We start from the raw sequence: 25,885 nt of genomic DNA, 5'->3' as shown, positions 1-25,885 counted from the left end.
CCATGACGCCCACCGAGCAGGCCGCGCCCACCGCCGACCTTCGGATGATGCGCCAATCCACCATGCTGACGCTGGGACTGGTGGTGCTCGTCGGCGGTTTCGTGCAGCTGCTGCTGGGGGTCAACCTGCCCCTGACCCCGCGGATGATCCTCCTCGCGCTCCTCACACTGGGCGCGGTTGCCGCGGCACTCGCCGCGATCCCGCTGTTGCTGCGGGTGTCGGGGGAGGCCGCGCCCACGCATCCGCTCGTGCTCGCCCTGCTCGGCACGGCCGGCGCGGCGTGGTTGCTGGCCGTGCCGGCGCCGTTTGCGGGCTGGGGCTGGGCGTTCCTGTTCGCGCTGGCCGGCGGGGTGCTCAGCTGCCTGGTGGGCGGATGGTGGAAGGCCGCGGTGGTGCTCGGCACCTACGCGGTCATCGGCGCCGGCGGCCTGATCGGCATCCTCACCTCACCGGCCGCCGCCCCGGCCGGCGCCGATGACACAGCCGATCTCATCGTGCTCGGCACCCTGGCCCTGTTCACTGTCATGCCGTTGAGTGCGGTCTGGGCCTTGCAGGTGGTGCTGCGGCTCGAAAATGCCCGGCAGACCGCGGCCGAGCTCGCGGTGGCGAAGGAGCGACTCCGGTTCGCCACCGACCTGCACGACATCCAGGGCCACAACCTGCAGGTGATCGCGCTGAAGAGCGAACTGGCCGAACGACTGCTCGCCACCCGGCCCGAGCAGGCCGCCCGCGAAATCGCCGACATCCGGGTGATCGCGCAAGCGGCCCTGGACGACACCCGCGCGGTGGTGAACGACTACCGCACGGTCACCGTGGCGGTGGAGGTGCGGAACGCGGCGGCGGTGCTGCGCTCGGCGGGCATCCGTTGTGAGGCGCACATCGAGACCCCGGGCATGCCCACCGCGATCGGAGCCGTGTTCGCGGTCGCTATTAGGGAGGCGGCCACCAACGTGCTGCGGCACAGCCGGGCCACCGACGCCACGATCGAGCTCGTGCTCGCTGACACAGGGGAGTACCGGTTGACGGTGAGCAACAACGCGGCCGGCGCGGTGCGTCGCGGCGGAACGGGCCTGGCCGGCCTGGCGCACCGCGTCGCGGCGCAGCACGGCACGGTGCAGACGACCCGCACCGACGACACCTTCACGCTCGTGGTGCGGGTGCCCACGACGGGCGCAACGCCCGACCCGGCGGATGCGCCCCTGCCCGCCGATGGAGCACCTGCCGACCCGCACCCGCCGGCCCCGGTGTCCCGGGTGGCCGGCCGATGATCCGGGTGGTGATCGCCGATGATGAGGAGCTCATCCGCGGTGCCCTGGTGGCGTTGCTCTCCCTCGAACCCGACCTCGAGGTCGTGGCGGACGTCGCCGACGGCGAGGAGGCGGTGGCCGCGGCGATCGCGCACCGCCCGGCGATCATGCTGCTCGACCTGGAGATGCCCCGGCTCGACGGGATCGATGCCGCCCAGCGGCTGCTGCGCCTCGTGGACACCCAGGTGATCATCGTCACCCGGCACGCCCGGCCGGGCACGCTGAAACGGGCCCTCGCGGCCCGGGTGCGCGGCTTCGTGCCCAAGTCCACCCCCGCGTCGGAGCTGGCCACGATCATCCGCTCGGTCGCCGCCGGCGAGCGGTACATCGACGCGCGCCTGGCCACCGCGGCACTCACCGAGGAGGAGAACCCGCTCACCGCTCGCGAGGTGGACGTGCTCCGGCTGGCCCGGGACGGACTGCCCACCCGGCACATCGCCAAACAGCTCGGCCTCGCGCACGGCACCGTGCGCAACCACATCTCCGCCGCGATGGCGAAGCTCGCGGCCGACTCGCGCATCGCGGCCGCGGCCACCGCGTGGGAACGTGGCTGGATCTAGCAAGCGCGCCCCGAGGGTCGTGAGCTCAGTACTGAACGGCCGTGAACGTCATCCGCCAGTTCGTCTCCCAGGTCGCACCCTCGTCGTTCGAGAAGGCCTGTTCCCACGCCGGATGCTCACCCGTGGCGTCCCAGATGAACCGAACCCGCACGGGCACACCGTTCAGCACATCGGCCGCCACGAACGTGCCGATGCCGTCCCTGAACGCCCCGCGCACCGGCGTATCGAGCTGGGTCGGGTTGCGGCCGTCCAGCCACCAGATGCTCCACTCATCGTCGTCGACGGAGTAGGAGCGCAGTGCCACCGCATGAAAGTCGCCTGACGGGTGCTTGAGCAGGTTGTCTTCGAGGTTGCCGTGGCCGCCGAGGATCTTGCTCGTGGAGGAGAGCCCCTTGAACCCCGTCCAGGTGTCGGCGCCGGCGAAGATCCCGTCCAGGCGTTCGTGGTGAACGGTCCAGTCGCCGATGATGAAGTCGAAATCGGTCGGCGCGGGGTGCGAAACGTTGGAGTAGATGAGCGGTTCCTTCGGTCGGTGGCACACAACCCGAGCAGCACGACTGCACGATCGCCGGTTGCGACGAGCGGATGCTCGATGGAGACAACGTTCCCAGCCAGGGCGGGCTATCACTAGGGCCAGTTGTGTGTGCGACCGTCGGACCGGTTCCGGGCGATCCGCTCCCCAGTTGGGGACCTGTATCCAGTGCGTGGTCGTCTGACACACTTCGACCATGTCTCTCGCGTCAATCACTGTTGGCCAGCAGCCGCCAACTCGAGCCGCGAATGTCGAGGCGTTGTGCGGAGGCGCCCGGATGGAATTCGACGAAACCGAGAAGGGCGATCTGAGAACCTGGGTCAGCGGCGGCCTCGCCACCTAGGGGAATCGGCGCGAGGCATTGGACTCGTGCCGCGGCTAACCGGGATGCGGGGCTCGGCCGAGATCTTGGCCATGTCGGTACACGGCAAACGCCGTCTCGGCAGCGGTGCGCTGGTTGAGACGGCGTTCGAAGTGAGACCCGCTGATCCTGGGCCGCGAGGAAATCCGGTATTAGGCGCCGATCCAGTCGCCGTTCGAGTCCAGCTCGTAGTCAGAGACCTCGGCTTCGATGACGGTGAGCGTGCCACTCTTCATGACGTTCATCTCGACCGATGCGAACGTGTCGATTGTGCCATCGGACTCGATGGGGAAGTCGAACTCGTCCGAACTGCCGTCGTCGAGCGCATCGCTGGCACAGGACTGCACAAACGTCAGGGTCTTGGCATCGTCGGAGACGTACCTGCCCAGCTCGGGGTCGGCGGCGTCGAGATCGTCGATCGGCTTTGCATCAAGCGGCGCCCAGGCCGGCATGGCCACGTACGGCGCCTGCTCCAGGTTTCCGACGATCTCTTCCACCTCCGCGGCGCCTCCCGGGGCACTCGCCTCGGCTTCTTCAACCGTCTTGACGCCGAACTGTCGCATCAACGTCGCCTCGAGGTCCGCCTCGCCCTGGGCGGAGTATTCCTTTTTCGTCAGTGCCGGTCGGTTCAGCGCGTCGAGGCCATCACCCCGATACTCGATCTCCAGGTCGAAAGCACACGCCTTCGACGAGTCCAACTCGCGTGCCTTGGCCTTCACCTCGCCCACCAGCAGCCCATCGGCATCGGATCCGGCAGCCTCGAGCAGAGCCTTAGGAATGCGAATGGTCAGCTCTCCTTCGGAGCCGTAGGCGGGAGTCTGGAACTCGAACACCTTGGCCGATGGCGCTCCGTCACCGGCCGCGTTGTTGTCGACGCCATCGCCAGTCGGCGTGGAGGAGCAGCCCGCCAGCAGCAGAGCTGTCGCCGCCGCCAACGTGGTGGCGGCCAGCAAGGTTTTCTTGTTCAAAGTCTGCATGTGTATGCCCGCGCCCGGAAACCAGACGCGTTCCCCCTTATATCTCCCCGTGGCGATCCGCCGCTCCGCCCGGAACGGCCGCCACGAATGATCCTATCGAGGTTGCATGCACAGCTTGTGGCTCGGCCAACGGCCTCGACTGAACCGCCCAGCAGGCCGAGATCAGCGAGACTTCGGCTAGGGTCGGCCGCCGGCAGTGCAGCGGCTCGGCGTGATTCAGCTCTCGCGCTTGGCGAGGCCGTCGAGTCGCAGCGTCGAGGTCTCGTCCCGGTGGCTGCCGGACGCGCCCACATGCTTGTCGGGGACCGCGCCGTCTGCGCCGTTTTTCAAAACTCCATAGAGCGCCATGGCGTGCCCGCGTCCAACGCCGTAGTCGTCACGGAGCCAGTCGACCACCTCGCCGGCCTTCGTTGTCGAATCGAAGCCGCGGGCGCTGGCTTCGTCGAGCAACTCCTGTGGTGTCTTGCCCGTCTTCGTTTCGATCGCGTCGAGGTAGGCCTGGTACGACATTGCTATTCCCTTCCGAGCCGTCGGTGCCGTTTCGTTAGAACCTTAGCCGCCGATCAGCTGTCAATCGAGGGGAGTGGATTCAGCGGTCACCTGGGAAATCCGAGTCTGGTGCATCCACCGGAGGCAGCCTCTGCTGTCAGCCCCACCGGCATCCCTCTGCCCGATTCGCGTTGCGCGGGTCACGCGCCGGTATGCGCCTGGCGCGCCACCCGCCTAGCGGCGCGTTGCCCGCCTACCTCGAAATGGCCCTGGCGCGCGACCCGCGCAACGGCGCCGCACCCGCATACCTCGCCAATCGAGGGGCACGGATGCGCCGCCCGGCATCCGTTGCCCCGAAGAGGCGACCCGCGGCGAGAATCCACTGTTCGCCCGAGCGGAGTCCGTCCGCAGACACGCGAAAGCGGCCCTGTGGTCACCTCAATCCGTTGAGGCAACCACAAGACCGCTCTCGCGAGCCTTCGCCACCAGCGCGAGCGCCCACCACGGCTATTAGTTGTACCGACCGGGCACGTTGTTCAGTCGGTTCGAGAAGCCGCCGACAGAATGACCTTGGCGAGGTCGGCGGGACGGCTCCACATAGGCCAATGGCCCGTTGGGAGGTCAATGACGTCGAGGTGCTCGAGCTTCGCGACCTCGGCGAACATGGCATGGCCTGCTCGGGCCAGCTCCAGCATCTGGGCGCTCGGGATCGAGCAGCACACCAGGGTGGTTCGCGCCGTGCGCCGGGCGTCGTTCGTGAGCTCGACGGGCTGGCGAAGCACGGGGCCGGGTTCAGGCACCGCCCGGGCCCGAAAACGCTCGAGGACCTCTGGGCTCAGGCCTTCGAGGCTCGCCTGCTGTGCGAGGACGTCGAAGGGTGGCAGCGGAAGCTCCTCCACCCCCTTCGGGAGGTCGGGGGCGTAGACGCTGCCCGGCGCCACCGGGCCGGAGTCGACCCACACCACCCGATGGACAAGCTCAGGGTGCCGGTCAAGGACGAGGCTGACGGGGGCGTTTGCCCCACTGTGAGCGACGATGATCGCGGGCTGATCCTCGGACTCCCTGAGTCGAGCGATGACGTCCAGGATCGCTGCGGCTTGATCGTCGAGAGTCTTCGCCGCACGCTCAGGATCGTCCCCGTCGAGACCGGGCAGAGTGATCGCGATTGCCCGAGAGTGGTCGGTTTTCAGGTGTTCGAGGACTTCATCCCACGACCAGGCGCCCAGCCAGTGGCCGGCGATGAGAATGATGGTGGGACTGCTCGTTGTAGTTGTCATGTCACTACCTTCGTAGGCGCTACGGGCAGGTGTGTGTCACTATTTGTGTCATGAATTTACTGCGGGCTGAACGGTGAAGCGAACAGAACGACTCCATGCGTTGTCCGAGATGCTACGCCGCAACGGATCGCGGGGTTGCTCCGCCGAGCGGCTGGCGCGAGAGTTCGAAGTGTCCGTGCGCACAGTCAAGAGAGACCTCGCGGCGCTGGAGAGCAGCGGCGCGCCGCTCTGGTCGCGCCCAGGTCCGGGCGGTGGCTACGGGATGGCCGTGGGCGCGTCGCTGCCGCCGGTCAGCCTGTCCCCGGCGCAGGCCGTGGCGCTCATGGCTGCCGTGTCCGCTGCGTCCGATGCCCCCTACGCCGATCTGGCCGCAGCCGGTGTCCAGAAGATCCTGGACGTCCTCGATCCCCGAACCCGAGGACGAGCCGACGACCTGGCCAGCCGAGTCTGGGTCAACACGCCGCCCTCCTCATCAAGAGCAATCCGATCGGCGCTGGAGGAGGCGATGGCCGAGCAGCGAGTACTCCGTCTTCGCTACACATCGGGAGACGGGACCACGACCGCACGCGACGTCGAACCCGTGCTCTTCGCCTCCACGAACGGCCAGTGGTACCTGGTCGGATGGTGCCGACTGCGCGACGCAATGCGATGGTTCATGTTGTCGCGCATCGAGCGGGCCAGCGTAACCAAAACGGCCTGCGGCGGCCACACCATCCATGAGGTCGGAGAACCCCCGGCGAACGCCAGACCGGTGCACGATCGGGGCTGAGCGAAGAGGGAGCCCTGAGGAGCGTTGGCAGCCCTAATCTGCAGGGCGGAGAGTCGGCAGGATTGTCGCGTACCGGAGCAGGAACGTGCGCTCGTCGAGTTTCTTGCGGCGGAGCCATCCGGTGACTTCGCTGTTGTGTTTGCTCGCGTTGCAGGACGGGCAGGCCGGAACCACGTTCTCGAGGGTGTACCGGCCACCACGAGAAATCGGCATGATGCAGTCACGCTGCAGGGCCGGGCTCTCTGCTTGGCAATAGGCACACCCTCCCCAGGCGGCGAGGAGGTCGGCCCACTCTGAGGCGGTGAGATCATTGTCCACGCGGGCGAGCCGCCCTTGCCGTCGCTTCGCGTAGCGCGCACGTGCTGCGGGTGAAACGGTTGAGAACTTGCGGCGAGGGGGCACGACTCAACGGTACTCCGGCCGCGCGCGGTCATCCCTGCGTTGGGTCGCCTCGGAATGTTAGAAGCCGCGGTCGGCGAGCGACGACAGGACGGCCTCGTCGGACTGCGCTGCCGACGTGACCTGGATCTTGCGCGGCTTGGCCTTCTCGCACACCGGGATGCACGGACAGCACGCCGTTGTCGTAGCTGGCCGAGATGCGGCTGGAGTCGGAAGCGGCTTGTTCAATGGCCGCCACCGAGTCATCCTGAGGGCATCGTGTGGTGCAACCATCCAGCGGATGTGGCATTCAGACTCGCGGAGGAGTCCTCATGGAACCAGTACTTACCATCGTCGTAGGTGTGACCATTCTCACCGTCATCGGTGTCATGTCCGGCGGTACTTTCCTGCTTAAGATCACCACCGCCGGGTCGGAGTTCACCCCGCTGCAAAAGACGTTCTTCCGAGCCGGGCACGCCCACGCCGGGGTACTGGTGATCCTGGGGCTGGTGTGCGTTCTGTTGCAAGACGCCGCGGGCGTCGGGGGAGTCTGGGTCTGGGCGGCGGTCGGCGTCCTGGTCAGTGCCCTCCTCATTCCGGGCGGCTTCTTCCTCTCCGTGCTCGGGCACGACGTGGAGAAGCCCGGGCGGGCGATCGCCCTCCTTTGGGTGGGAGCCGCCGTGCTCGCGGTGGCGCTGCTCACGGTGGGCATCAGCCTCATCGCCGCGGGTATGGCGAACTTGTAGGAGTGCCTCAGCAGATTGCCAAGTCGCCGACAGTCGCCCCGAACTGGGGTCTGCACCGCTATTTGACGAGCCTCCTTCGGCTGCCGTGCACTGCTAGCTTGTGGATGCTGCGCTCGCGGCCTGTCAGAGGAAACCCATGGCCCACCGCACTGCACCCTGCTTCGCCACTGCTCACACCCTGAAGGCAGTTGCCCGATGACGCAGCAGCCCGCGGTAAGTGGATGGCTCGCCCCGCTTCGCGGACCGGATGGCCGCATCCCCACCCGTACCCGCTGGATCATCGCCGCGGTGATCCTTCTGGTGGTGATTGTCACGGCGGTGGCAGGGATCTTTTGGGCTCTCGTGGCGATCCTGGGACTCGTCGGGATCGTTCTTGGTATCGTGGCTCTGGTCAAAGGCTCAGTGCCCCGAACGAAGCTTCGTTCCCGCTGGGCTGGCGCGCTCGCGGTGCTTGTGGGCCTCTTCGTCTTGGTGCTCGGATCCGGTGCCAACGCCGTCGTTCAACAGGGGGAAACGCCCCAAGCCAGTCTCATCTCGGACGCGTCCAATGTGACTCCGGCGACCGCGAGCCCCGATCCGAAGCCCAAACGCACCGCGACTCCGTCTCCCACCCCGACGGCTGTCGCCACTGAGGCCGAGGTCCAGGAAGCGACTGCCATTCCCTTTGCTGCCGTCACCGTGGATGACGACTCCATCGATGTGGGCACATCCGCCGTAACCGTCGGTGGCGGCAACGGCGAGAAGGTGACCACTTACCTCGTCAAGTACATCGACGGTGTGGAGGTCTCGCGATCAATCGCACGCGAAGAGACAACCCTGCCGCCCGTTGACGAAGTCACATCAATCGGCACACGCGTGCCCGAGCCTGTGGTCGCAGCGGAGCCAGCACCGGAAAGCAACGGCTGTGACTCCAACTACGCGGACGTCTGCGTGCCGATCGCGTCCGACGTGGACTGCGCCGGCGGGAGCGGCAACGGACCGGCGTACGTCGACGGCCCGCTGCGCATCGTTGGATCGGACGTCTACGACCTCGACCGTGACGGCGACGGGATCGCGTGCGACGCCTAGAGCAGCCCCGCCAAGGGCTGGGTCGCTCCCCGAAATGGGCCTGGCGACGGGTGCCTGCGGCTGGGAAGATGCGCTGTCGTCCCGATCCCATGAGGTCGCCGGCTACGGGGGAGTGGAACAACGATGGCGGATAGCTTCGCACCAATGCTCAGCGGTATGGCGGGGATGTTCATTCTGATATTCATGCTGCCTATAATCGGCGCTCTCTCTATCGGACTGATCTACGTGGGACTGTTGCGTCGGCGCTTCGGCCTTCTTTTCATAGGCATAGCCTTTCCGCTTGGAGCATTCGCCCTTGGCAGCATCTTGCGTGACTCCGCGATCAATGCACCCGGTATGCCTGCGAGCTATGAGGCATCCTTTGCGCCCTTGACGTCGATGCTCCCGATTGGGCTCCTAATCGCGGCGGCAATCTTCCTCGTCGGCATTCTCCCAACCATGGTGCGGGCTACGCTCAAGCGCTAAAGCGGCGCGGCCGCCCGCTACAACCACTTCCGCCGCTTGAAAATCCCCCACAGCCCCAACCCCATCAGCCCCATCGCCGCCACCGCCACCGGGTACCCGAACTCCCAGTGCAGCTCCGGCATACTGTCGAAGTTCATCCCGTAGATGGTGCCCACCAGCGTCGGCGCGAACAGGATCGCCGCCCAGGACGAGATCTTCTTCACCTCCTCGTTCTGCGCCAGGCCCACCTCCGACAACCGCCGGGTCTCCTCGTTCTGCGCCAGGCCGGCCTCCGAGAGCCGGCGCATCTCGTCGTTCTGCTGCTGCGTCACCAGGGTGGCGTGCACGGTGAGCGCGTTCTCCAGCAGCGCCCTAAATGAGGCGGCCTGCTCGGTGACCCGCAACACATGGTCCAGCACGTCCCGGAACGAGCTCTGCAACTCCACATCCACCTGGTACTTCGCCGAGCCGCGCAGCAGCCCCTCGAGCATGCCGCGCAGCGGGCCGGTGGCGCGCTGGAAGTCGATCACCTCACTGAGCAGCTCGTAGATGCGCCGAGACACCGACGGGTCGCCGCCGAAAAGCTGGTTCTCGATCTCATCGATGTCGTTCTCCAGCCCGGCGACCACCGGCGCGTACGCGTCGACGACCTCGTCGAGCACCGCGTGCAGCACCGCCTCGGGCCCCAGCGCGAGCAGTGCCGGGTTCGACTCCATCCGTCGGCGCACGTTGGCCAGGTCGGGGTTCTCGGCGTGCCGCACGGTCACCACGAAGCCCGGCCCGATGAACACGTTCACCTCGCCGAACTCCACCCGTTCCTCGGCGTCGAGGTACCAGGCCGGCCGCAGCACCACGAAGAGGGTGTCGCCGAACCGTTCCAGCTTGGCCCGCTGGTGGCCCTTGAGGGCGTCTTCGACGGCCAGCGGATGCAGCGAAAATTCGTCGGCGACGCCGCGGATCTCGTCCGCATCGGGCCGGTACAAGCCGATCCAGGCCATCCCCGCGCACTCGCGCAACTGCTGGTACGTCTCGTCGAGGCTCTGCGGGCTGGAGGTGCGCTGCCCGGTCACGTAGATGCCGTTGTCGATGAGTGCCATGGTCCTACTCCGTCGTTCGGTCGACGAGAGCGCGTAAGCAAGCCTGAGGAGGCTCGGGGCGCGTCAGGAATCGACGGCACACCGAAGGCCACCTCGTGATGGAGGTTAGGAAGCGCGCCACTCCCGGCGCGACGCCCGACCTAGACAGTCAGGGCGAAAACGACACCCGCGAAGGGAGTGGAGCGCGGACTATCACCAGCCATGGCCGCTCACCCGCCTTCGATCGAAGTATGTCGTGGCCCTGCCTGGGCCTCGGATACCGTACCACCTGGCAACGAACGACGGTGTGCCCCGCAGCGCACCCGCTGGGCGACCCTGTGGGTCACGCGCCGTCAGGGACCCGGCCGGCCGCGGCGGCGACCTCGGCAAACGCCGCACGCAGTTCGGGTGGAGCCAACACCGTCAACGGCCGGTTGAGCAGCAACAGCCAGCGTGCCATCGCGCCGTAGGTGTCGGCGACTCTAGAACGACCGCCACAACGCCGGTACCGACGCCCGTCCAGCTCACGTCAGATCGGGCACCACGCTGGGCCGGTCGGGTGACGCGCGCACCGATGTGGGCAGTCGAGTCAGGCGCTCGGCCACGTCGCGGCGAGCCTCGGCCCCTTCCGCGAGGATGTAGGAGAGTTCGGCCGGCCGAAGGGGCGAAATGCCCACAAGGTGAACCGTGCCATTCGGGACGTCGACGCTCACCGGAACGTCGTCCACGGGAAGGCCGAGGAGCACCCCGAGGGTTCCATCCTCATCGAGCCAGTCCGCGGGTGCCGAGCTTCCGGGCAGGCTCAGCGACAGGGCCCCGTAGCGCTCCAACTGTGGGCCGAGTTCGACACGCATGGATGCGATGTTCTGCGCTACCTCATACACGATCTCGAACGGCCACAGGCGACCCAGATCGCTCACCGGGGTGTCCGCGAACAGGGTCGAGCAGAAGTACACCTCCGCGCCCAGTCCAGGGCCGGCCGCAGGGTCATCGAGATCGGGGTCGGCGAGTCCATCGGAGGCCACGATCGCCAAACCGTCTGCGCGGGTGATTTTTCTAAAGGCCTGTCGAAGACCCGGCCACTGCGGGCCTCCCATAAACGCAGGGTTGATCAAGTGGGCGACGACGTAGGGATCGACCGTCCCGACAGACGACCACGCAGCATCCCTGGCCGCGATAACAGCTGCCAGCTCCGAACTCGTGTCATCACCGACCGGTGACTCGGCGCCACCCTCCGGTGACGTGTTCTTCTTCCGCCCAAATCCGAACATGAGTCATCCCCTCAACCGCACTTGTTACGAATCGCTCACTCTATCGGCCAGAGGGCATTCACCCCTGAAGGTCATACCTGAAGCGAGTCCTCATGGCTGCGCAGGATCGCGCGCAGCTCGCGCCCGCAGATCTCAGCTGCGCGTGCCCACCACCGCAATGAGCTCGCGGCACCGCCGCGGTCAAGCTGGTGCGCGCGAGGGCCTTCGCTGATTCACTCGACTGGGACGGCGCGATCGAGGTGGTGGAGGAGTGCGCGTCGGTCTTTTCCGCAGCGGATGCGATTTGCACGCTCACCCCGTCCGTCACCCCGATCATCCGCGGAAAATGGCTCCGCCCCGGCCAGCACCTCAACGTCGTGGGCGCCCGCCCCCGGCCCGACGAACGCGAGGTCGACGCGACGACCATGGCCCGTTCCTCGGTGTGGGTCGACGACATGGCCACGGCCGAGACCCAGTCGGGTGACCTCATGCTGGCCGTGGGGGAGGGCGCACTCACCCTGCAGGATGTGGTCGGCACCGTCGGCCAGGTGCTCGCGGGCATCCGTCCCGGTCGCGCCAGCGCGGAGCAGATCACGCTCTTCGACTCGGTGGGCATCTGCGCACAGGACCTCGCGATCGCGGATCTGCTGGTGCGTGAGGCCCGGGCGCGGGGCGTGGGGATGGAGCTCGACTTGAACGGTTGAGCGAGGTTGTCCCGAAGGGCCATGAGCAGGGCCTCGGGTCGGTTGCGATCCATTTGTGGCTAGATGAGCCCTTTATAGCTCGATGCACCCCTTGTGGCTGGATGCGCCCTCTATTGCTGGATGCGCCACCTATAGCTGGCGCATCCAGCCATACGAGGTGCAGCGAAGCCCCAGGGTGGTTGGCACCGTGCGCCCGGCATCGTTCGTGAGGTCGACGCGCTGGCGAAGCACGGGGCCGGGCTCGGGCACCGCCCGGGCCCGGAAACGCTCGAGGACCTCAGGGCTCAGGCCGTCGAGGCTCGCCTGCTGGGCGAGCACGTCGAAGGGCGGCAGCGGGAGCTCCTCCACCTCCTCCGGGAGGTCGGGGGCGTAGATGGTTCCCGCAGCCACCGGGCCGGAGTCGACCCAGACCACCCGATGCACCAGCTCAGGGTGCCGGTCGAGCACGAGAATGCGCCCCCTCTAGCGGGATCATCCAGCCACACAGGGTGCAGCGAAGCCGCGACTCGGGCCGGGCGCCCAGGGCGGCCCTAGTCAGAGTGCAGAAGAGTCGGCAGGATTGTGGCGTACCGCACCAGGAACGTGCGCTCGTCGAGTTTCTTGCGGCGGAGCCATCCGGTGACTTCGTTGTTGTGTTTGCTCGCGTTGCAGGACGGGCAGGCGGGCACCACGTTCTCGAGGGTATACCGGCCACCCCGGGAGATCGGCATGATGCAGTCACGTTGCAGGGCCGGGCTCGCTGCCTGGCAATAGGCGCACCCTCCCCAGGCGGCGAGGAGGTCGGCCCACTCCGAGGCGGTGAGGTCGTTGTCCACGCGGGCGAGCCGCCCCTGTCGTCGCTTGGCGTAGCGCGCACGTGCTGCGGGTGAAGCGGCTGAGAACTTGCGGCGAGGAGGCACGACTAAACGGTACTCCGACCGTGGTCGCAACGCCTCTGACGAGGCCGGCACCGCCCTGCGCTCTCAGGTTCATAGTCGGCGCCCGCCGCCACCCCCAGTCGATACCGGCGTGAAGCAACCCTAAAGCGACAGCGCGATCACCCCGCCGATCAGCACCAGTGCGAAGCCGAGCAGCCCGATCCGCTCACCCCAGCCCAGACGCATCCGTAGCCGTCGGCCGCGCTTGGCCACCTGCCCCGCCGGCGCGGCATGCTTCGACCCGACCCAGCCCGCGCCAGTGTCCACGGCAGTAACAACAACCGGCGGCAAAGCCGGCAGCCGGTCGTCGCGCCAGCGCTCCCACCGGTCGATCTTGTCGCTCAGAGCGCCCACGGCATCGTACAGTGCCTGCCAAAATTCTGGGTCGAGGGTCACCACGTCGCGGCTGCTGACCAGCAACAGCCAATCGTCGACGATCTCCACATCGAATCCGCGCACTCTATCGATCAGGCGCGCCATCACATCCGGGGTGAAGAGGTACAGCGCATCCCGCTCGTACTCCTCGGGGCAGTACAGGGTGAAGTGGTCGTCGAAGTCGCCCTCGAGGGAGAGCCGCTGCGCGCCGTCGGGCAGTGCCGCGAATGCGAACGGGCCGTGCTGAGCGCGCAACAGAATGTGCGGCAGGCTCGTGCGCAGTTGCATGGCGCAGAAGCCACCGAACTGGGCGTTGGGGCTGCGCAGCGTGTCAACCCGCAGCTCGTAGTTGGCGAACTCGATCGTGCGCTGCGATGCGGGCCGCATCACCCGCGTGAGCCTGAGATAGCCTCGCCGGGCCCACGGTTTCAGGTGCTTGCCGGAGACCGGCCCGGGCTTGTAGCTCAGGCCATTGGCGGCGGCAAACCGGGCCAACCGGTAATGCCGCTTGGGGGTGTCCCGGCGCTTGAACGTGCGCACGAAGAACCACGCCAGCATGATTCCGGTGCTCAGCATCAGAACGCCGACACCCGCCGGCGCGACGATATCGGCGGCCGGTGCGCCTCCTCTCGCCACCTCCGCCGCGGCGTAGGCCAGGGCGAAGACTCCGATGGGGGCGCAGCCGATACCCATGAACATGGTCGCTCGCCGTATGATCATGTCCGGGTTGCGCACCGACTGGTACCGCGCCGCGAATGCCCGGTAGAACTTCCGCACGTCCCTGCGCTTCACCCGGTCGGTGAGCGCCGAGGTGTCCAGGCTCGTCGTGCTGTATTCCGTTGTCTGCATCCGTCCACCCCACGTGTGCTTCGCTTGGCCACGATTGGCCTACCCGAGACTAGCGCTCTGGCAACGGATGCGGCCGCCCGCCTAGTTATCCGCCCTGGTGGAACATCGAGATCACACCGCCGACCATCAGCAGTGCGAAGGCGACCAGCCCGATCCACGTACCCACGCCCAGGCGCATCCGTAGCCGTCGGCCGCGCTTGGCCACCCGCCCGGATCTCGGGGCAGGTTTCAGCTTGACCGCGCCCGCACCGGCATCCGTGCTCGATGTCACGGGCGGCTCCGCGGGCATCCGGTCGTCGCGCCAGCGCTCCCAGCGGCCGATCTTGTCGCTCAGCGCGCCGACCGCGTCGTAGAGTCCCTGCCAGGCGTCCGGATCGAGGGTCACCACGTCGCGGCTGCTCACCAGAAACAGCCAGTCGTCGATGATCTCCACATCGAACCCGCGCACCCGGTCGATCAGGCGCGCCATCACATCCGGGGTAAAGAGGTACAGCGCATCCCGCTCGTACTTCTCGGGGCAGTACAGGGTGAAGTAGTCGTCGAAGTCACCCTCGAGGGAGAGCCGCTGGCTGCTGGCGGGCAGGTCCACCAGTGTGAACCGATCGCCCGGGCCGTCCTGGGCGCGCAACAGGATGTGCGGCAGGCGCGTGCTCAGCCGTACAGCGCAGAAGCCGCAGGAATCGATGCTCCGGGCCAAGGGCATCAAGGTGCTCAGCCTTTTCTTTGTTGACAGGGTTGTCAGCTATCTGGGCGATGGCACGACGAACGAGGACGCGAACGGCGACTTCGCACGGTGGTTTGACGAGGTCTTTATCGAGGAGCGTGCCAAGTCCACGCTCTACCAGGAGCTTCTCCCACAGACGCCGAGTGAGCTTCGCCGAGCATACTTCTCGCAGATCAAGCGCGGTAACACTACGGCGTTCCAGGACTCTTCCGGTGCGACCAAGGCCGATGACGATGCTTACGAACTCATCATGCATGACAAGGGACGATTGCTCGACGAATCGGAGCCCGTTCGGTTCATTTTCAGCCACTCAGCGCTACGAGAGGGTTGGGACAACCCAAACGTGTTCCAGATCTGCACACTTCGAGAGATGGGCGCTGAGACCGAGCGCCGCCAGACCCTTGGACGCGGTCTACGGCTCCCCGTGGCGAAGACCGCTGAAGGGTACACGCGCGTAGCCGATCGCGGCGTGGCGACGCTTACGGTTGTCGCGAATGAGTCATATCAGGCGTTCGCGAACAGCCTTCAGAAGGAATACAAGGATGCCGGCGTAGAGATCGGCCGTGTGAGGCTGACTGAGTTCTCCAAGATTCCTCTGCAGGACGCGACTGGTGCTCTAACAGACGACCAGTTTGGCTATACGAGGTCCGTCGAGGTCTGGAATCACCTACGTGCCAAGGGGTTCATCGACAAAGAGGGAGCGGTTACGTCGAAGTTCCAACCGAACACGATCGGCTTCAGCCTCCATATGCCCGTCGACTTCATCTGGGCGGAGACGTTCGTCATCGAGATGGTGGGGCGCGCCAACATCGGGAAGTACCTCAAGCTGGTCAGCAGACGCCAAGAGCGGAAGCTCAATAAGCAGCTTTATACGACACCAGGGTTTGAGGAGTTCTGGGAGGCGATCAGCGGTAAGACTACTTACCGTGTGCGGGTAAACCGTGACGAGATCATTGAGAATGCAATCGTGGCGATCAAGGATGCTCCGGACATCGATGCCCTGCGTATCCAGGTGACGCGGGCAGGAGTGAAAGTGCTTCGTGGTGGGGCGAAGGGCGAAGAACTTGGCACCCGATCGGCCGACCTGAAGGGAAGCTACGACCTGCCCGACATCATCACGGAACTACAAGAAGCGACTTCCCTCACGCGAAAAACCATCGTCGACATCCTGCTCGGAAGTGGGCGCTTGGGCGAGTTCATCGGGAATCCAAACGACTTCATCGCGATGGCCAAGCGGATTGTAAAGAGCGAGCTGGCCAAGATCGTGGTTGAGGGAGTCCAGTACGAGAAGATCGCAGGCTCGGTATACGAGCTTCGCGAGCTCCAAAAGGACGGCGAGGAGGAGAAGGAACGCTTCCTTGATCAGATGTACAAAGTGCACAACACGCAGAAGACTGACTTCGACTATGTCGTCTTCGACTCCGACGTCGAACGGCAATTTGCGGCGCTGCTCGACTCGCGCGAGGACGTCAAGCTCTTCATGAAGCTTCCGGCCAAGTTCAAGATCGACACGCCTGTCGGCCCGTACAACCCGGACTGGGCGATCATCAAGCAGGAGGACGGCGAAGACCGGGTCTACATGATCCGTGAGACTAAGAGCGCACTCGACGACTCAAAGCTCCGCCCAACCGAACTCGCCAAACTCAAGTCGGCCAAGCGACATTTTGAAGCGATCGGGGTGGGCGATTACGCGAGGTCCGTACCAGGGAATTGGAAACTGTGAACAAGGACGACCTGTCTCAGAGACCAATCATCAAGGTTGTCTGCTTTGGTGACGAGTCTGCTTCGGATTGCCTCGGCGTATCGGTGGGCTGAAAGGCAGTCGCATCGAGCCGTAACCTCGGGAACAGAACAACCATGCCGGATAGGGACGTCGAAACGCGACTCGCTAGGAACTCAGGAATCCGACCGTGCACGCGGCGAAACCGAACATTTAGAGTTCGAATCAAGAACGTTGGCAAAGAATCACGTGTCCCTCGTGGCTTACGCCTGAGATCATCGGTGACCTGAGCGGAACGGCCGCCGCAGCAGCGGAACTCATTATCACGGCCACCTGGGCGGCCTTCGTGCTGGACTACGCCGTGAACCTCCTTCTAGCGCCTAAGCGCTGGGCGTGGTTCCGCGGGCAAATCTTCGATCTCCTGGTCGTGGTGCTGCCACTGCTCCGGCCACTTCGCCTGCTGCGTCTAGTCACTTTGCTGAGTGTGCTCCAGAGGACGGCTGGCGCGGCGTTCCGTGAGAGGGCGGTGATGTACGTGATCGGGGCATCCACCCTGCTCGTCTTCGTGGCCTCGCTCGCCGTGCTGGATGCCGAGCGATCAGCGGACGGATCATCGATAACGACCTTCTGGGATGCGCCGTGGTGGGCGTTCGTGTCGATCACCACCGTGGGGTACGGCGACTTCGCCCCGGTTACGGCGATGGGCCGGCTGATCGCGGGTGGGCTCATGCTCGGCGGAGTCGCGCTTCTTGGAGTGGTGACTGTGACGCTGGCGTCCTGGATCGTGGAACAGGTGGCGAAGCAGGAAGAAGACGCCCGGGTCGCGACCTGCGGTGAGATCCGGGCGCTAAGTCACCAAATCGAGCAGCTTCAGGAAACCCTGGACAGCAAAGCGCCCTGAGGTTGAAGAGTGACGGGCGTGGTGGCGCCCTTATTCGACCGGCTCCGCGTGCACGTAGATGGTCTGCGTGAACGGGTAGGGCGTGCGTTTCGTGCGCGGATTAAATGTGTCGTCAAGCTCATGATGGATGCCAGGCATCGTGTGAGCGGGAGCAGGGACCGGCAGGGAGCGTGCGGCCGCTAGCAGCCGTGCACGCACTGGCGCGAGGAGGGTGTCAATCTCGTCAACCAACACCTCGATGAGCGTCACGAGCGCCTTGACTCGGGGGAGCGGCAGCGTTTGTGAGTAGTTCGCCCCCAGCAGGTCCCGAACGTAAGGTTCACCGCTCTGGTCGATCAGCAGTACCGGCCAGGTCGTCGACAATTCGCTCTGGGAGTGCGCCACGGTCGTGTTACGGAACGCGCACACTTCGTCATGCAGCGTCGCGAACTCGGCGGGGATCTCCAGATGGTCGGTCAGCCGCCCCCGCACATTGGACTGGAAGAACGCGCGGCAGTACGCCACGACGGCGTACTCGATGAGATAGCGAGCGTGCACGTCTGGGTCGCCGGTATTTTCAAGGCGAATCGCTGATTCCAGAGCGTTCAATGCCGGGGTGAGATCGGCGTTCGCGTATCCGCTCAGTTCGACGAAGATCCGAGCGTCGGCCGAATCCGGCACCAGCGCACACCGAAACTGGTCCTCGGGCTTCGATTTGGAGGCGCGACGCGAAATCACGCCGCCGGCGCCTGCGCCGCAATGCATCCGACCCACACCCCGTCGCGGGCCCGGGTGACGCCGACGAACAATTCGCGCCGGTCGCGCTCGTCGCGTTCGATCTGGGAATCGGTCCACTCCGCGCCGGTGATGACCGGGGACATCAGGCGCTCGGCGACCCAGGGCAGCAGCACCTGCTTGAACTCCAAGCCCTTGGCCCGCTTGATCGTGCCGACCTTCACGGCATCAGTGATGGAGCCGTCGTAGTCGGTGAGTTCGACCACAGGGATGCCTGCGGTGCGGAGCAGCATGACCGCGTCACGCACCTGCCAGGTGGTGGAGCAGAGCACGCCCACGTCGCCCCAGCCCACGCTGACACTCTGCGTGGCCCGACGAATCTGCTGCACGAGTTTGCCGTCGTGCTCGGTTCGGGTGCGGGCCCGGGCGAAGAGGGGGCGTTCGCCGTGGCGCGGCGAGGTGATCGCGGTGGCGTTGGTGCTGGCGCCCTCGATGTCGACGTAGCTGGCATCGCCGACCACGTGGGACGCGAGGGCGAGGATCTCCGCGGTGTTGCGGTAGTTGACGTCCATGATCACACCGCGGCCGTGGACCGAGAGGCCCGCTTCGGCGAGGGTGTACCCGCCGGGGTAGATGGTCTGTTGGCCGTCGCCGATCAGGGTGAACGCATCCGCACCGTCACCGGCAACGGAGGCGAGCATGCGGATCATCGCGCAGGACAGGTCCTGCGCCTCGTCCACGATCACCGCGGTGTAACCGACCATCGGGGTGGCGCGCAGCGCCGCCTCGGCGAGCAGGATCAGATCAGCGAAGTCGTGCACCTCGCGGGTGCGCAGGAACGATTCGTAGCGCTGGTAGAGCGCCCATACCGAGCGGCGCTGGTCGAGGGTGAGGCGGCGGCGCCGGCCGATGCGGGCGCAGTCGGCGTACTCCTCGAAAGTGGTGAGGCCACGGCCCTTGATCACGTGGTCGAGCTCCTCCCGCCAGTAGCGGGAGTTCGTGTCGATAGTAACGAGCGGCCCGGAGGTCGCCTTCCAGGCCTCCTCGAAGGCCTGATCGGCCAACTTGGGCTTCACCTGCACGTCGATGCCGCGCTCGTCGAGCACCTTGCGGGCGAACTGGTGTACACCGGTGAACTCCACCCGGTCGGCGACATCCGGCGCCATGCGCCCGAGCAGATTGTTGAGCACGTCGGGCAGGGTGCGCACGAAGGTGGTCACCAGCACGCGCGCATCCGCCTGCGACCGGGCCAGGTAGGCCGCGCGGTGCAGCCCCACGACGGTCTTGCCGGTCCCGGCCGCCCCACGGATGCGGGAGGGACCGTTGAAACTGCGGCGCACCAACTTGGCCTGGTCGGGGTGCAGGAAGGTCATCCACTCCTCGATCGGCGGGGCGAGGAGCCCCTCGAGGATGGCGGCTTCGATGTCGCTCTCTGTAGGTAGGTGGTCCAGATCGAGGGCGGGTTCCGGGCCGATGATCGGTTCGGGCAGGGTGACGTCGAGCGAAGCCGGCGCGCCGATCAGCGGGAAGTGCTTGATCGCGGCGGCCAGGACCAGCTCGACGGCGGAGGCGGTGAGGCGCTGCCCGCGGCGGGCGATGTGGCGCACGATGTCGCCTTCGCCGACGATCTCGACCCCGCCAACTGACGCGTTGACGCCCTTGTGTCCGGCGAAGACGACCACGGGGCGTACCTCGCCCGGGGCGAGGCCGATCTCGGCCAGCGCGGCCTCGGTCTTCCAGGCAAGGTCGGCCAGGCCGTCGAATTCGTCGGTGACGTCGGCCTGGCCGCGAAACACCCGGCCGGCGGCGATGACCGGATCTTTCCACGCTTTGGTGTCCACGATGAACAGGCCGCCGGGACCGACGACGACCATGTCGACCTGAGCGCGACGGCTGCCGGGCCACTGGCGGTCGGGTAGGAAGTGGTAGCCGGCTGCGGCCAGGGGAGCGAGCACGTGGGCGATGCGCTTCTCGCTGTCGGCCGCAGCGAAGTAGTTGGCTGCCTTCGCCCGCGAAGACTCAGCTTTGAGTGCGTGGGCGTCTGCGAGCGCCAGTTGGCGTGTCGCCTCAGTCCATGCGGATCCACCTGCAGACATCCGTCCCCCAACCTAGATATGCGCTGAGTTTATCGGCAGGTCTGCGACGCGCGGGCACAGATACCAGCGACCCGGGCGTAGCGCAATTGAAATTGGTGTTGTGAGCGAGTGCCGTCACTTAACGGATTCCCTGCCGTCGCAGGCGCGCACCCGGGCGGCGCAAGAACGTGTCTGGCTGGAGCCCAGTCGGACTGTTCGTCAACAACCTCTGATGCGAAGAAGGCTCCCTATTCGGCGACCGTTACGACTGAGTCCATGCCTCGATCAGGGTGGTAGGACCAGGACACTTCGATGTTGTCCCACGCCTCCGTCTGGCGACCGTCCATGGACGTTGTCTGCTGCATATGGGCGATCACAGCGGTCGGCGCCTCCAGGCGATCGAAAATACACATCATCGCTTTCGTGGAGAGCCCGCCCAGATAGTCTTCATCGCCCTTGTTGTCGATGGTTAGCGACAAACCATGGTCGCCCTCCACAGCGAATTCTTTATCAGCCGCACACAGGCTGACCGCCTCGGGCAATATTGTCCTTGACGCAGCTGCTGCCTCGTTGGCGGCTGACGCGCTTGCTTCTCGCTCGCGGTCTTCCGCCAGTCCACCGAGGATCCCGGTAACAGCGATACCAAGAATGACGCCAAGGACTAGACCTGCAGTTCCAGTGATCGCCGGGACCCTCCACTTGTGGGTCAGTGATTCACCGCCACCCGTTGAACTCGGGGTGGTGCTGGCTGGCTGTGATTCTGTCGGGCCTGTTTCGGCTGCGTTGTTCGACATGTTCCCCCTGTATGGCGTCTTTATATTTCGAGAATATCGGCGTCAGCAGGTGCCACCCTCTGCTTTTGACACCCCAAGTCAGGGGAGTCGCGCTGCATCCGTCTCGCTCGTCGGCGACACGCGCCCGTGAATGTAAATGTCCTGTTCTGGGGGCTTAAAGCGAGGCAGCCGAGCCAGTAGGTTGGATTCAGTACTGGGGGATTCATGTCAAACGTGGGAACAGCAGCGCGCCACCAAGTGGCCGCACAATCCGTGATCGAGGCGCTTCTGCGCCAGCAGGAGGGCACGCCGGAGCGCACCTGGCTGGGCCGCCTCCGCGGCAATTCACCGTTGAAGCCCGACAGCGTCGCGTGGTACCGCGGTGCACTGGGGGAGATCGCGGTGGGTCGGATGCTGGCCACCCTGCCCAGCGACTGGGCCGTCTTCCATGCCTTGCCGATCGGTAAGAAGGGCGCCGACATCGATCACCTCGTGATCGGCCCGGGCGGCATCATCACGATCAACACGAAGAACCACTCGGGCAAGAACGTGTGGGTGGGTGGTCAGACCCTGCTGGTGTCTGGGCACAAGCAGCCACACATCCGCAACGCCGACTTCGAAGCCAAGCGCGTGACCACCCTGTTGCGGCAGCGGATGCCGGAGCTGCCCGCGGTGTTGCCCGTCGTGGCGATCCTCGAGCCCAGACAACTGAGGATCAATGCGAAGCCGGAACAGACCACGGTACTCAGCGCACGGCAGCTGACCCAGTGGCTCCAGAAACGCCCGACGGTGCTGACCGGGCCGCAGCTTGCCGAGCTTTCCGCGATCATCCAAGACCCGGGGACGTGGCCGAAACCGCTGCTGCCGCCGATGGACAACCTGATGGCGAGGTTCATCGAGTTGGACGGCGTCGTTCGGGCTGCGGACTTGCAGCGGCGTGTCATCGCGGGACTGCGCTGGCTGGCGGGATCTGCCGTCGTCATCGCATTCCTCACCGCGATGACGAACCGCACCTAGCAACCGCTCACTCCCGGCCATATCGGCCTCCCCGAAAGGACTCAATGCCCGCATCGACACGACCCCCCAAACCGCCGCGACGGCCCGGTGGGTTCAAGCCCACTCTGAGCACCTGGATTGTCGGCGCAGTCGTGCTCCTCGTGTTGATCCTTGGGGGCACCTCGAGCGGAGTCTCCGGCGTTCTCATCTTCCTCGGCCTCGCCGGAGTCGTGACCGCGTTGTACGTGGTCGTGACCGGACGGCGGTCCTGGGCCTTGATTCCGACGCGCAAGATCGGCGCGATTGCCCTTGCAGCGAGTCTGGTCGCAGTCATGTCCGGTGGAATCGTCGGCGCGGCTAGCGGAGCGCCCGAGGGGGTTTCCGCGGAGTCGCCGTCTGCGAGCCCGACAGCCAGTTCGAAGCCGAGCGCCACGCCGACGCCGACACCCACTGCATCATTCACCGAGGAATCGCCGATCGACCCCGCAACCGTTGTCGCGCCCGATGAGGATGCGGCGGTCGTTGTCGCCGACACCGGTGTGACGAATACGACGGCGCTGGCGCTGCTGGCGACCGTGCCGGTTAAGGGCAAGGCGGCGAAAACCGGCTACGACCGCAGCGGGATGTTCGGCACGGCGTGGCTCGACGTCGACCGCAACGGATGCGACACCCGCAACGACATCCTCTCTCGCGACCTGACGGGCATTACCAAGGCAGGTGCTTGCAAGGTGCTTTCAGGGAGTTTGGTGTCCCCGTTCACCGCCGCCAGCGTTGCGTTCGTGCGCGGGCAGGACACCTCCGCACTCGTGCAGATCGACCACGTTGTCGCCCTGTCGAACGCGTGGCAGACCGGCGCTCAGCAGCTGACTCAGGCGCAGCGTGTGTCGCTGGCCAACGACCCGATCAACCTGCTCGCCGTGGATGGCCGCTCGAACGCCCAGAAGGGCGACGGTGACACCGCCACCTGGCTGCCGTCGAACAAGTCGTTCCGTTGTGGCTATGTCGCTCGCCAGGTGTCGGTGAAAGCGACCTATGGGCTGTGGGTCACCCAGGCCGAGCACGACGCGATCGCTAACGTTCTCAACTCCTGCAGTGGCGAAATGGCGGTCACCTCATCGTTCGCTCCGCTGCCCGCACCGCCCGTCGTGGTCGCGCCCGAACCCGTGGCCGCGCCGGTGGTGCAGCCGGAACCAGAACCCGCACCCGAGGCGCCGGCTCCTGAACCCGTTGCTCCGGCACCTGCCCCCGAGCCCGTCGCACCGGCGGTTTACTACGAAAACTGTGACGCCGTGCGTGCTGCCGGGGCTGCACCGATCTACGAGGGAACGCCGGGTTACAGCAGCAAGCTGGACCGGGACAAAGACGGGATCGGCTGCGACACCTAAGCGGGCATCCGTTCGCGACGGATGCGGTGGGCGAGGCCCTGCCGCATCCGTCCGAGAGGCGCCGTCGGCGCAGCTCGGAAACATGAGCCGGTTTTGACCTTTGATCAGGACCCAACGCCCTATTCTTGAGGAACGTGTTCTGGGGGGACACACGCGACGGCGGTCCATGCGGCGGTCGGCTCCCAGGGTTGTCACGCTCACCAAGGAGTCACATGTCTGCCCCCACCGTCACCAAAGATCCGATCGTGCCGAACACGCCGGTTCACCCGCAGCGGAGCTTCGTCGCCACGTGGCTGTTCGCCTGGCTCCTGGGCGGGTTCGGCGCCGACCGGTTCTACCTCGGCAAGATCGGCACCGGCGTTGCCAAGCTCCTGACCGCCGGCGGCCTCGGTATCTGGACGCTGATCGACCTGATCATCGTGCTCGCCGGTAAGACCAAGGACAAGCAGGGCCAGCCGCTCGTCGGCTATGACCAGAAGAAGGTACTGGCCTGGATCGTCACGGGCATCTTCGTGGTCCTTGGTGGCATCGGCGGTGCCGTGGCTGGCGCAACCGCCGCGGCGACTGTGGCAGCGATCTCGCAGTCCGCGCAGGAACTGGACGACACCGCCGCGGCCGAGGGTGGGACCGCAGCGCAGCCGGCCGACCTGGCCGCTTGGGCCGACGAGGAGTACGGCACGTTCGAGCCGATCAGCCAGTCCGGCACCGGTGACGCGGTCGTCACACTGCCGGCCGGTACCGCGGCCGGACTGGTGCGGGCAACCCACGCGGGAACAAGCAACTTCTTCGTTGTGGCGCTGGACGCGCAGAACAAGAACACCATGGTGGGCATGAACGTGAACGCCATTGGTGCCTACACCGGCATCGTCGCCTACGGTGTGGACGGACTCGTCGAGGAGCCTGCTGTCTCGCTCAAGATCACGGCAGACGGCCCCTGGACGATCGACGTTGCGCCCATCTCCTACGCGACGGAGCTCCCGACCGCCGGAACCGGCGACAACGTGTTCCTCTACAACGGCGACGCGACCAACCTGGTGCTCGGCTCCGAGGCTGAAGGCGCCTTCTCCGTGTTCGAGTACAACGAAGTCGACATCGCCAACAGAGACTTCAGCGCGGCCAGCCTGGTCAACGGAGCCAGCCCCTACTCGGGCACCGTTGCGATCAGCGCCGGCCCGTCGGTGGTTGCCGTCGGCGCCAGCGGCCCCTGGACCATCGCGCAGGGCTAACCAGCACACGCACGCGAACGGCCCCGCAGCGACCAGCGCTGCGGGGCTGTTGTGCTGCCCAGCGGCGAAGGGTTTTTCGCCAACCCGCTTTCTGTGGGAACCATTCCAACGGCGGCTGCGTTACCCCTGACATGAAAGCCATTGTGTACAGCCAGACCGGTGACCCATCCGTGCTTCAGCTCGTGGATCGGCCGGTAGTCGAACCCGGCGCCGGCGAGGTGCGGGTGCGCATCGTGGTCGCCGGGGTGAACCCCACCGATTGGAAGTCCCGCCGCGGTTCGGCGCCGGGGGAGAAGCTGGCGTTCGACGACGTGGTGCCCGGCCAGGACGGTGCCGGCATTGTGGATGCCGTCGGCGCCGGTGTCGAGCATGTCGCGGTGGGCGACCGGGTCTGGTTGGCGCTCGCCGCGTACCAGCGGGCGAATAGTGGGTCCGCCCAGGAGCAGGCTGTGCTTCCCGCGGAGCGTGTCTTCAGGCTGCCGGCGAACGCGAGCTTCGACCAGGGCGCAAGCCTCGGGGTGCCGGCGATCACGGCGCACCGGGCGTTGACGGTGGCCGAAGACGGGCCGCGCCGGCTGCGGCCGGGCGCGCTGGCCGGCAAGGTGGTGCTCGTGGCCGGCGGGGCCGGTGCGGTCGGGCATGCCGCGATCCAGCTGGCCCGGTGGGCGGGGGCATCCGTCATCACCACCGTGAGCTCACCGGCGAAGGCGGCGCTGGCCACGGCCGCCGGGGCGCAGCACGTGCTCACCTACACCGACCCGGATGTCGTCGCCCAGATCCGGGCGATCGCCCCGGAGGGGGTGGACCTGATCGTGGAGGTCGCGCCTGCCCAGAATGCGCGGCTCGACCTGGCCGTCATCCGCAATCGTGGATCGATCGCGGTCTACGCCAACAACGGCGGCGACGAGGTGACGCTCGACGTGCGCCAGCACTTCAGCCTCAACGTGCGCTACCAGTTCGTGCTGCTCTACACGGTGGGGATGGATGCGATCCGGGCGGCGGCCGAGGACATCAACGCGGCCCTCATCGACGGCGCGCTCGCCGTGGGGGAGGCGGCGGGGCTGCCTCTGCATCGCACTGACCTCGCGCACACGGCGGATGCCCATTCCCTGGTGGAGAGCGGAGTCGTGGGGAAGGTCCTGATCGACGTGGCGGCCGGCCTCTAGGCGGGACCGTGGGGTCGCACCGAGCTCAGGGGATTGACGGCGGCGGACGTGCGGAGGCGCCTCATCGCGGGACTGCGCTGGCTGGCGGGATCTGCCGTCGTCATCGCATTCCTCACGGCGATGACG

General features: G+C 66.2%; 26 protein-coding genes and 1 pseudogene. 13 read left to right on the top strand and 14 right to left on the bottom strand.

Features of this window, described 5'->3' with window-relative positions:
* Positions 1-2 precede the first annotated feature (2 nt).
* Both CXY76_RS07410 and CXY76_RS07405 read left to right on the top strand, forming a co-directional pair.
* Positions 3-1,268 (top strand): sensor histidine kinase, encoded by a 1,266-nt coding sequence (locus tag CXY76_RS07410; protein WP_104163599.1) that lies wholly within the window; start codon positions 3-5, stop codon positions 1,266-1,268.
* Positions 1,265-1,867: a DNA-binding response regulator gene (locus CXY76_RS07405; protein WP_104163598.1), complete on the top strand. Its 603-nt coding sequence runs from the start codon at positions 1,265-1,267 to the stop codon at positions 1,865-1,867. Before CXY76_RS07410 ends, CXY76_RS07405 begins: the two co-directional genes overlap by 4 nt.
* A gap of 25 nt (positions 1,868-1,892) precedes the next feature.
* Here CXY76_RS07405 and CXY76_RS07400 read toward each other — a convergent pair whose 3' ends face one another.
* The 4 genes from CXY76_RS07400 to CXY76_RS07385 all read right to left on the bottom strand — a co-directional run bounded on the left by CXY76_RS07400 (position 1,893) and on the right by CXY76_RS07385 (position 5,503).
* A complete protein-coding gene (locus tag CXY76_RS07400; protein WP_104163597.1) occupies positions 1,893-2,408 on the bottom strand; it encodes a DUF1579 domain-containing protein in 516 nt (171 codons plus the stop codon).
* A gap of 504 nt (positions 2,409-2,912) precedes the next feature.
* Entirely contained in the window at positions 2,913-3,728 is an 816-nt protein-coding gene (locus CXY76_RS07395; RefSeq protein WP_146073401.1) for a hypothetical protein, read from the bottom strand.
* Between the two features lie 225 nt (positions 3,729-3,953).
* Positions 3,954-4,247, bottom strand: coding sequence for a DUF4287 domain-containing protein (locus tag CXY76_RS07390; protein WP_104163595.1), 294 nt, complete (start codon positions 4,245-4,247; stop codon positions 3,954-3,956).
* Between the two features lie 515 nt (positions 4,248-4,762).
* Positions 4,763-5,503 (bottom strand): alpha/beta fold hydrolase, encoded by a 741-nt coding sequence (locus tag CXY76_RS07385; RefSeq protein ID WP_104163594.1) that lies wholly within the window; start codon positions 5,501-5,503, stop codon positions 4,763-4,765.
* A gap of 73 nt (positions 5,504-5,576) precedes the next feature.
* Here CXY76_RS07385 and CXY76_RS07380 point away from each other — a divergent pair, with 73 nt between their 5' ends.
* A complete protein-coding gene (locus tag CXY76_RS07380; protein ID WP_104163593.1) occupies positions 5,577-6,272 on the top strand; it encodes a YafY family protein in 696 nt (231 codons plus the stop codon).
* A 33-nt stretch (positions 6,273-6,305) separates the two neighbouring features.
* Here CXY76_RS07380 and CXY76_RS07375 read toward each other — a convergent pair whose 3' ends face one another.
* Entirely contained in the window at positions 6,306-6,590 is a 285-nt protein-coding gene (locus CXY76_RS07375) for an HNH endonuclease (RefSeq protein ID WP_369826102.1), read from the bottom strand.
* Positions 6,591-6,982: 392 nt separating this feature from the next.
* Between CXY76_RS07375 and CXY76_RS07370 the strand changes: the two genes are divergently transcribed.
* From CXY76_RS07370 to CXY76_RS07360, 3 genes are all read left to right on the top strand, one after another.
* Positions 6,983-7,396 (top strand): hypothetical protein, encoded by a 414-nt coding sequence (locus CXY76_RS07370; protein WP_104163591.1) that lies wholly within the window; start codon positions 6,983-6,985, stop codon positions 7,394-7,396.
* Between the two features lie 195 nt (positions 7,397-7,591).
* Entirely contained in the window at positions 7,592-8,464 is an 873-nt protein-coding gene (locus tag CXY76_RS07365; RefSeq protein WP_104163590.1) for a G5 domain-containing protein, read from the top strand.
* A gap of 123 nt (positions 8,465-8,587) precedes the next feature.
* Positions 8,588-8,929, top strand: a complete 342-nt coding sequence (locus tag CXY76_RS07360; protein WP_104163589.1) for a hypothetical protein — start codon at positions 8,588-8,590, stop codon at positions 8,927-8,929.
* 17 nt (positions 8,930-8,946) lie between these two features.
* On the opposite strand, the gene CXY76_RS07355 is transcribed toward CXY76_RS07360, so the two are convergent.
* On the bottom strand, positions 8,947-10,005 hold the full coding sequence (locus tag CXY76_RS07355) for a magnesium and cobalt transport protein CorA (RefSeq protein ID WP_104163588.1): 1,059 nt from the start codon (positions 10,003-10,005) through the stop codon (positions 8,947-8,949).
* Positions 10,006-10,508: 503 nt separating this feature from the next.
* A complete protein-coding gene (locus CXY76_RS07350; RefSeq protein WP_158253858.1) occupies positions 10,509-11,255 on the bottom strand; it encodes a hypothetical protein in 747 nt (248 codons plus the stop codon).
* A gap of 188 nt (positions 11,256-11,443) precedes the next feature.
* Between CXY76_RS07350 and CXY76_RS07345 the strand changes: the two genes are divergently transcribed.
* The gene (locus tag CXY76_RS07345) at positions 11,444-11,938 is read left to right on the top strand and encodes a hypothetical protein (protein WP_158253857.1); all 495 of its coding nucleotides are present in this window, start codon (positions 11,444-11,446) and stop codon (positions 11,936-11,938) included.
* A 171-nt stretch (positions 11,939-12,109) separates the two neighbouring features.
* Here the strand turns inward: CXY76_RS07345 and CXY76_RS19775 are convergent.
* The 4 genes and pseudogenes from CXY76_RS19775 to CXY76_RS07325 all read right to left on the bottom strand — a co-directional run.
* A pseudogene (locus CXY76_RS19775) lies at positions 12,110-12,388 on the bottom strand (alpha/beta hydrolase); the annotation flags it as partial.
* Between the two features lie 80 nt (positions 12,389-12,468).
* Positions 12,469-12,837, bottom strand: a complete 369-nt coding sequence (locus tag CXY76_RS07335) for an HNH endonuclease (RefSeq protein ID WP_104163585.1) — start codon at positions 12,835-12,837, stop codon at positions 12,469-12,471.
* A gap of 120 nt (positions 12,838-12,957) precedes the next feature.
* Complete coding sequence (locus CXY76_RS07330) at positions 12,958-14,079, bottom strand: hypothetical protein (protein WP_104163584.1); 1,122 nt, start codon at positions 14,077-14,079, stop codon at positions 12,958-12,960.
* 85 nt (positions 14,080-14,164) lie between these two features.
* On the bottom strand, positions 14,165-14,782 hold the full coding sequence (locus CXY76_RS07325) for a hypothetical protein (RefSeq protein WP_199190225.1): 618 nt from the start codon (positions 14,780-14,782) through the stop codon (positions 14,165-14,167).
* On the opposite strand from CXY76_RS07325, the gene CXY76_RS07320 reads away from it, so the two are divergent.
* Both CXY76_RS07320 and CXY76_RS07315 read left to right on the top strand, forming a co-directional pair.
* On the top strand, positions 14,763-16,526 hold the full coding sequence (locus CXY76_RS07320; RefSeq protein ID WP_233199628.1) for a hypothetical protein: 1,764 nt from the start codon (positions 14,763-14,765) through the stop codon (positions 16,524-16,526). The genes CXY76_RS07325 and CXY76_RS07320 overlap by 20 nt on opposite strands.
* Before the next feature lie 343 nt (positions 16,527-16,869).
* A complete protein-coding gene (locus CXY76_RS07315; protein WP_233199627.1) occupies positions 16,870-17,424 on the top strand; it encodes a potassium channel family protein in 555 nt (184 codons plus the stop codon).
* Positions 17,425-17,454: 30 nt separating this feature from the next.
* Here CXY76_RS07315 and CXY76_RS07310 read toward each other — a convergent pair whose 3' ends face one another.
* The 3 genes from CXY76_RS07310 to CXY76_RS19220 form a co-directional block, all read right to left on the bottom strand.
* Positions 17,455-18,141, bottom strand: a complete 687-nt coding sequence (locus CXY76_RS07310) for a hypothetical protein (protein ID WP_146073398.1) — start codon at positions 18,139-18,141, stop codon at positions 17,455-17,457.
* The gene (locus CXY76_RS07305; RefSeq protein ID WP_104163580.1) at positions 18,138-20,234 is read right to left on the bottom strand and encodes a nuclease-related domain-containing DEAD/DEAH box helicase; all 2,097 of its coding nucleotides are present in this window, start codon (positions 20,232-20,234) and stop codon (positions 18,138-18,140) included. Before CXY76_RS07305 ends, CXY76_RS07310 begins: the two co-directional genes overlap by 4 nt.
* Before the next feature lie 227 nt (positions 20,235-20,461).
* On the bottom strand, positions 20,462-21,007 hold the full coding sequence (locus CXY76_RS19220; RefSeq protein ID WP_146073397.1) for a hypothetical protein: 546 nt from the start codon (positions 21,005-21,007) through the stop codon (positions 20,462-20,464).
* A gap of 237 nt (positions 21,008-21,244) precedes the next feature.
* On the opposite strand from CXY76_RS19220, the gene CXY76_RS07295 reads away from it, so the two are divergent.
* The 4 genes from CXY76_RS07295 to CXY76_RS07280 all read left to right on the top strand — a co-directional run bounded on the left by CXY76_RS07295 (position 21,245) and on the right by CXY76_RS07280 (position 25,759).
* Positions 21,245-22,003: a nuclease-related domain-containing protein gene (locus tag CXY76_RS07295; RefSeq protein WP_158253856.1), complete on the top strand. Its 759-nt coding sequence runs from the start codon at positions 21,245-21,247 to the stop codon at positions 22,001-22,003.
* Between the two features lie 209 nt (positions 22,004-22,212).
* Complete coding sequence (locus tag CXY76_RS07290) at positions 22,213-23,367, top strand: DUF1524 domain-containing protein (RefSeq protein ID WP_233199626.1); 1,155 nt, start codon at positions 22,213-22,215, stop codon at positions 23,365-23,367.
* Between the two features lie 212 nt (positions 23,368-23,579).
* Positions 23,580-24,593 (top strand): TM2 domain-containing protein, encoded by a 1,014-nt coding sequence (locus CXY76_RS19215; protein ID WP_146073396.1) that lies wholly within the window; start codon positions 23,580-23,582, stop codon positions 24,591-24,593.
* Positions 24,594-24,724: 131 nt separating this feature from the next.
* Entirely contained in the window at positions 24,725-25,759 is a 1,035-nt protein-coding gene (locus CXY76_RS07280) for an NADPH:quinone reductase (RefSeq protein WP_104163576.1), read from the top strand.
* Positions 25,760-25,885 lie beyond the last annotated feature (126 nt).

It is taken from the genome of Cryobacterium sp. N22 (assembly GCF_002929555.1).
GTDB lineage: Bacteria > Actinomycetota > Actinomycetes > Actinomycetales > Microbacteriaceae > Cryobacterium.
The sequence above is the reverse complement of the archived record's forward strand: the minus strand, read 5'-3'. Positions and strand labels throughout refer to the sequence as shown.

Coding starts and splice junctions, on each gene's coding strand:
- CXY76_RS07370 (WP_104163591.1), top strand. CDS start 6,983: ATGGAACCAGTACTTACCATCGTCGTAGGTGTGACCATTCTCACCGTC.
- CXY76_RS07320 (WP_233199628.1), top strand. CDS start 14,763: ATGCTCCGGGCCAAGGGCATCAAGGTGCTCAGCCTTTTCTTTGTTGAC.
- CXY76_RS07365 (WP_104163590.1), top strand. CDS start 7,592: ATGACGCAGCAGCCCGCGGTAAGTGGATGGCTCGCCCCGCTTCGCGGA.
- CXY76_RS07280 (WP_104163576.1), top strand. CDS start 24,725: ATGAAAGCCATTGTGTACAGCCAGACCGGTGACCCATCCGTGCTTCAG.
- CXY76_RS07355 (WP_104163588.1), bottom strand. CDS start 10,005: ATGGCACTCATCGACAACGGCATCTACGTGACCGGGCAGCGCACCTCC.
- CXY76_RS07350 (WP_158253858.1), bottom strand. CDS start 11,255: ATGTTCGGATTTGGGCGGAAGAAGAACACGTCACCGGAGGGTGGCGCC.
- CXY76_RS07305 (WP_104163580.1), bottom strand. CDS start 20,234: ATGTCTGCAGGTGGATCCGCATGGACTGAGGCGACACGCCAACTGGCG.
- CXY76_RS07405 (WP_104163598.1), top strand. CDS start 1,265: ATGATCCGGGTGGTGATCGCCGATGATGAGGAGCTCATCCGCGGTGCC.
- CXY76_RS19215 (WP_146073396.1), top strand. CDS start 23,580: ATGTCTGCCCCCACCGTCACCAAAGATCCGATCGTGCCGAACACGCCG.
- CXY76_RS07385 (WP_104163594.1), bottom strand. CDS start 5,503: ATGACAACTACAACGAGCAGTCCCACCATCATTCTCATCGCCGGCCAC.
- CXY76_RS19220 (WP_146073397.1), bottom strand. CDS start 21,007: ATGTCGAACAACGCAGCCGAAACAGGCCCGACAGAATCACAGCCAGCC.
- CXY76_RS07360 (WP_104163589.1), top strand. CDS start 8,588: ATGGCGGATAGCTTCGCACCAATGCTCAGCGGTATGGCGGGGATGTTC.
- CXY76_RS07325 (WP_199190225.1), bottom strand. CDS start 14,782: ATGCCCTTGGCCCGGAGCATCGATTCCTGCGGCTTCTGCGCTGTACGG.
- CXY76_RS07410 (WP_104163599.1), top strand. CDS start 3: ATGACGCCCACCGAGCAGGCCGCGCCCACCGCCGACCTTCGGATGATG.
- CXY76_RS07330 (WP_104163584.1), bottom strand. CDS start 14,079: ATGCAGACAACGGAATACAGCACGACGAGCCTGGACACCTCGGCGCTC.
- CXY76_RS07390 (WP_104163595.1), bottom strand. CDS start 4,247: ATGTCGTACCAGGCCTACCTCGACGCGATCGAAACGAAGACGGGCAAG.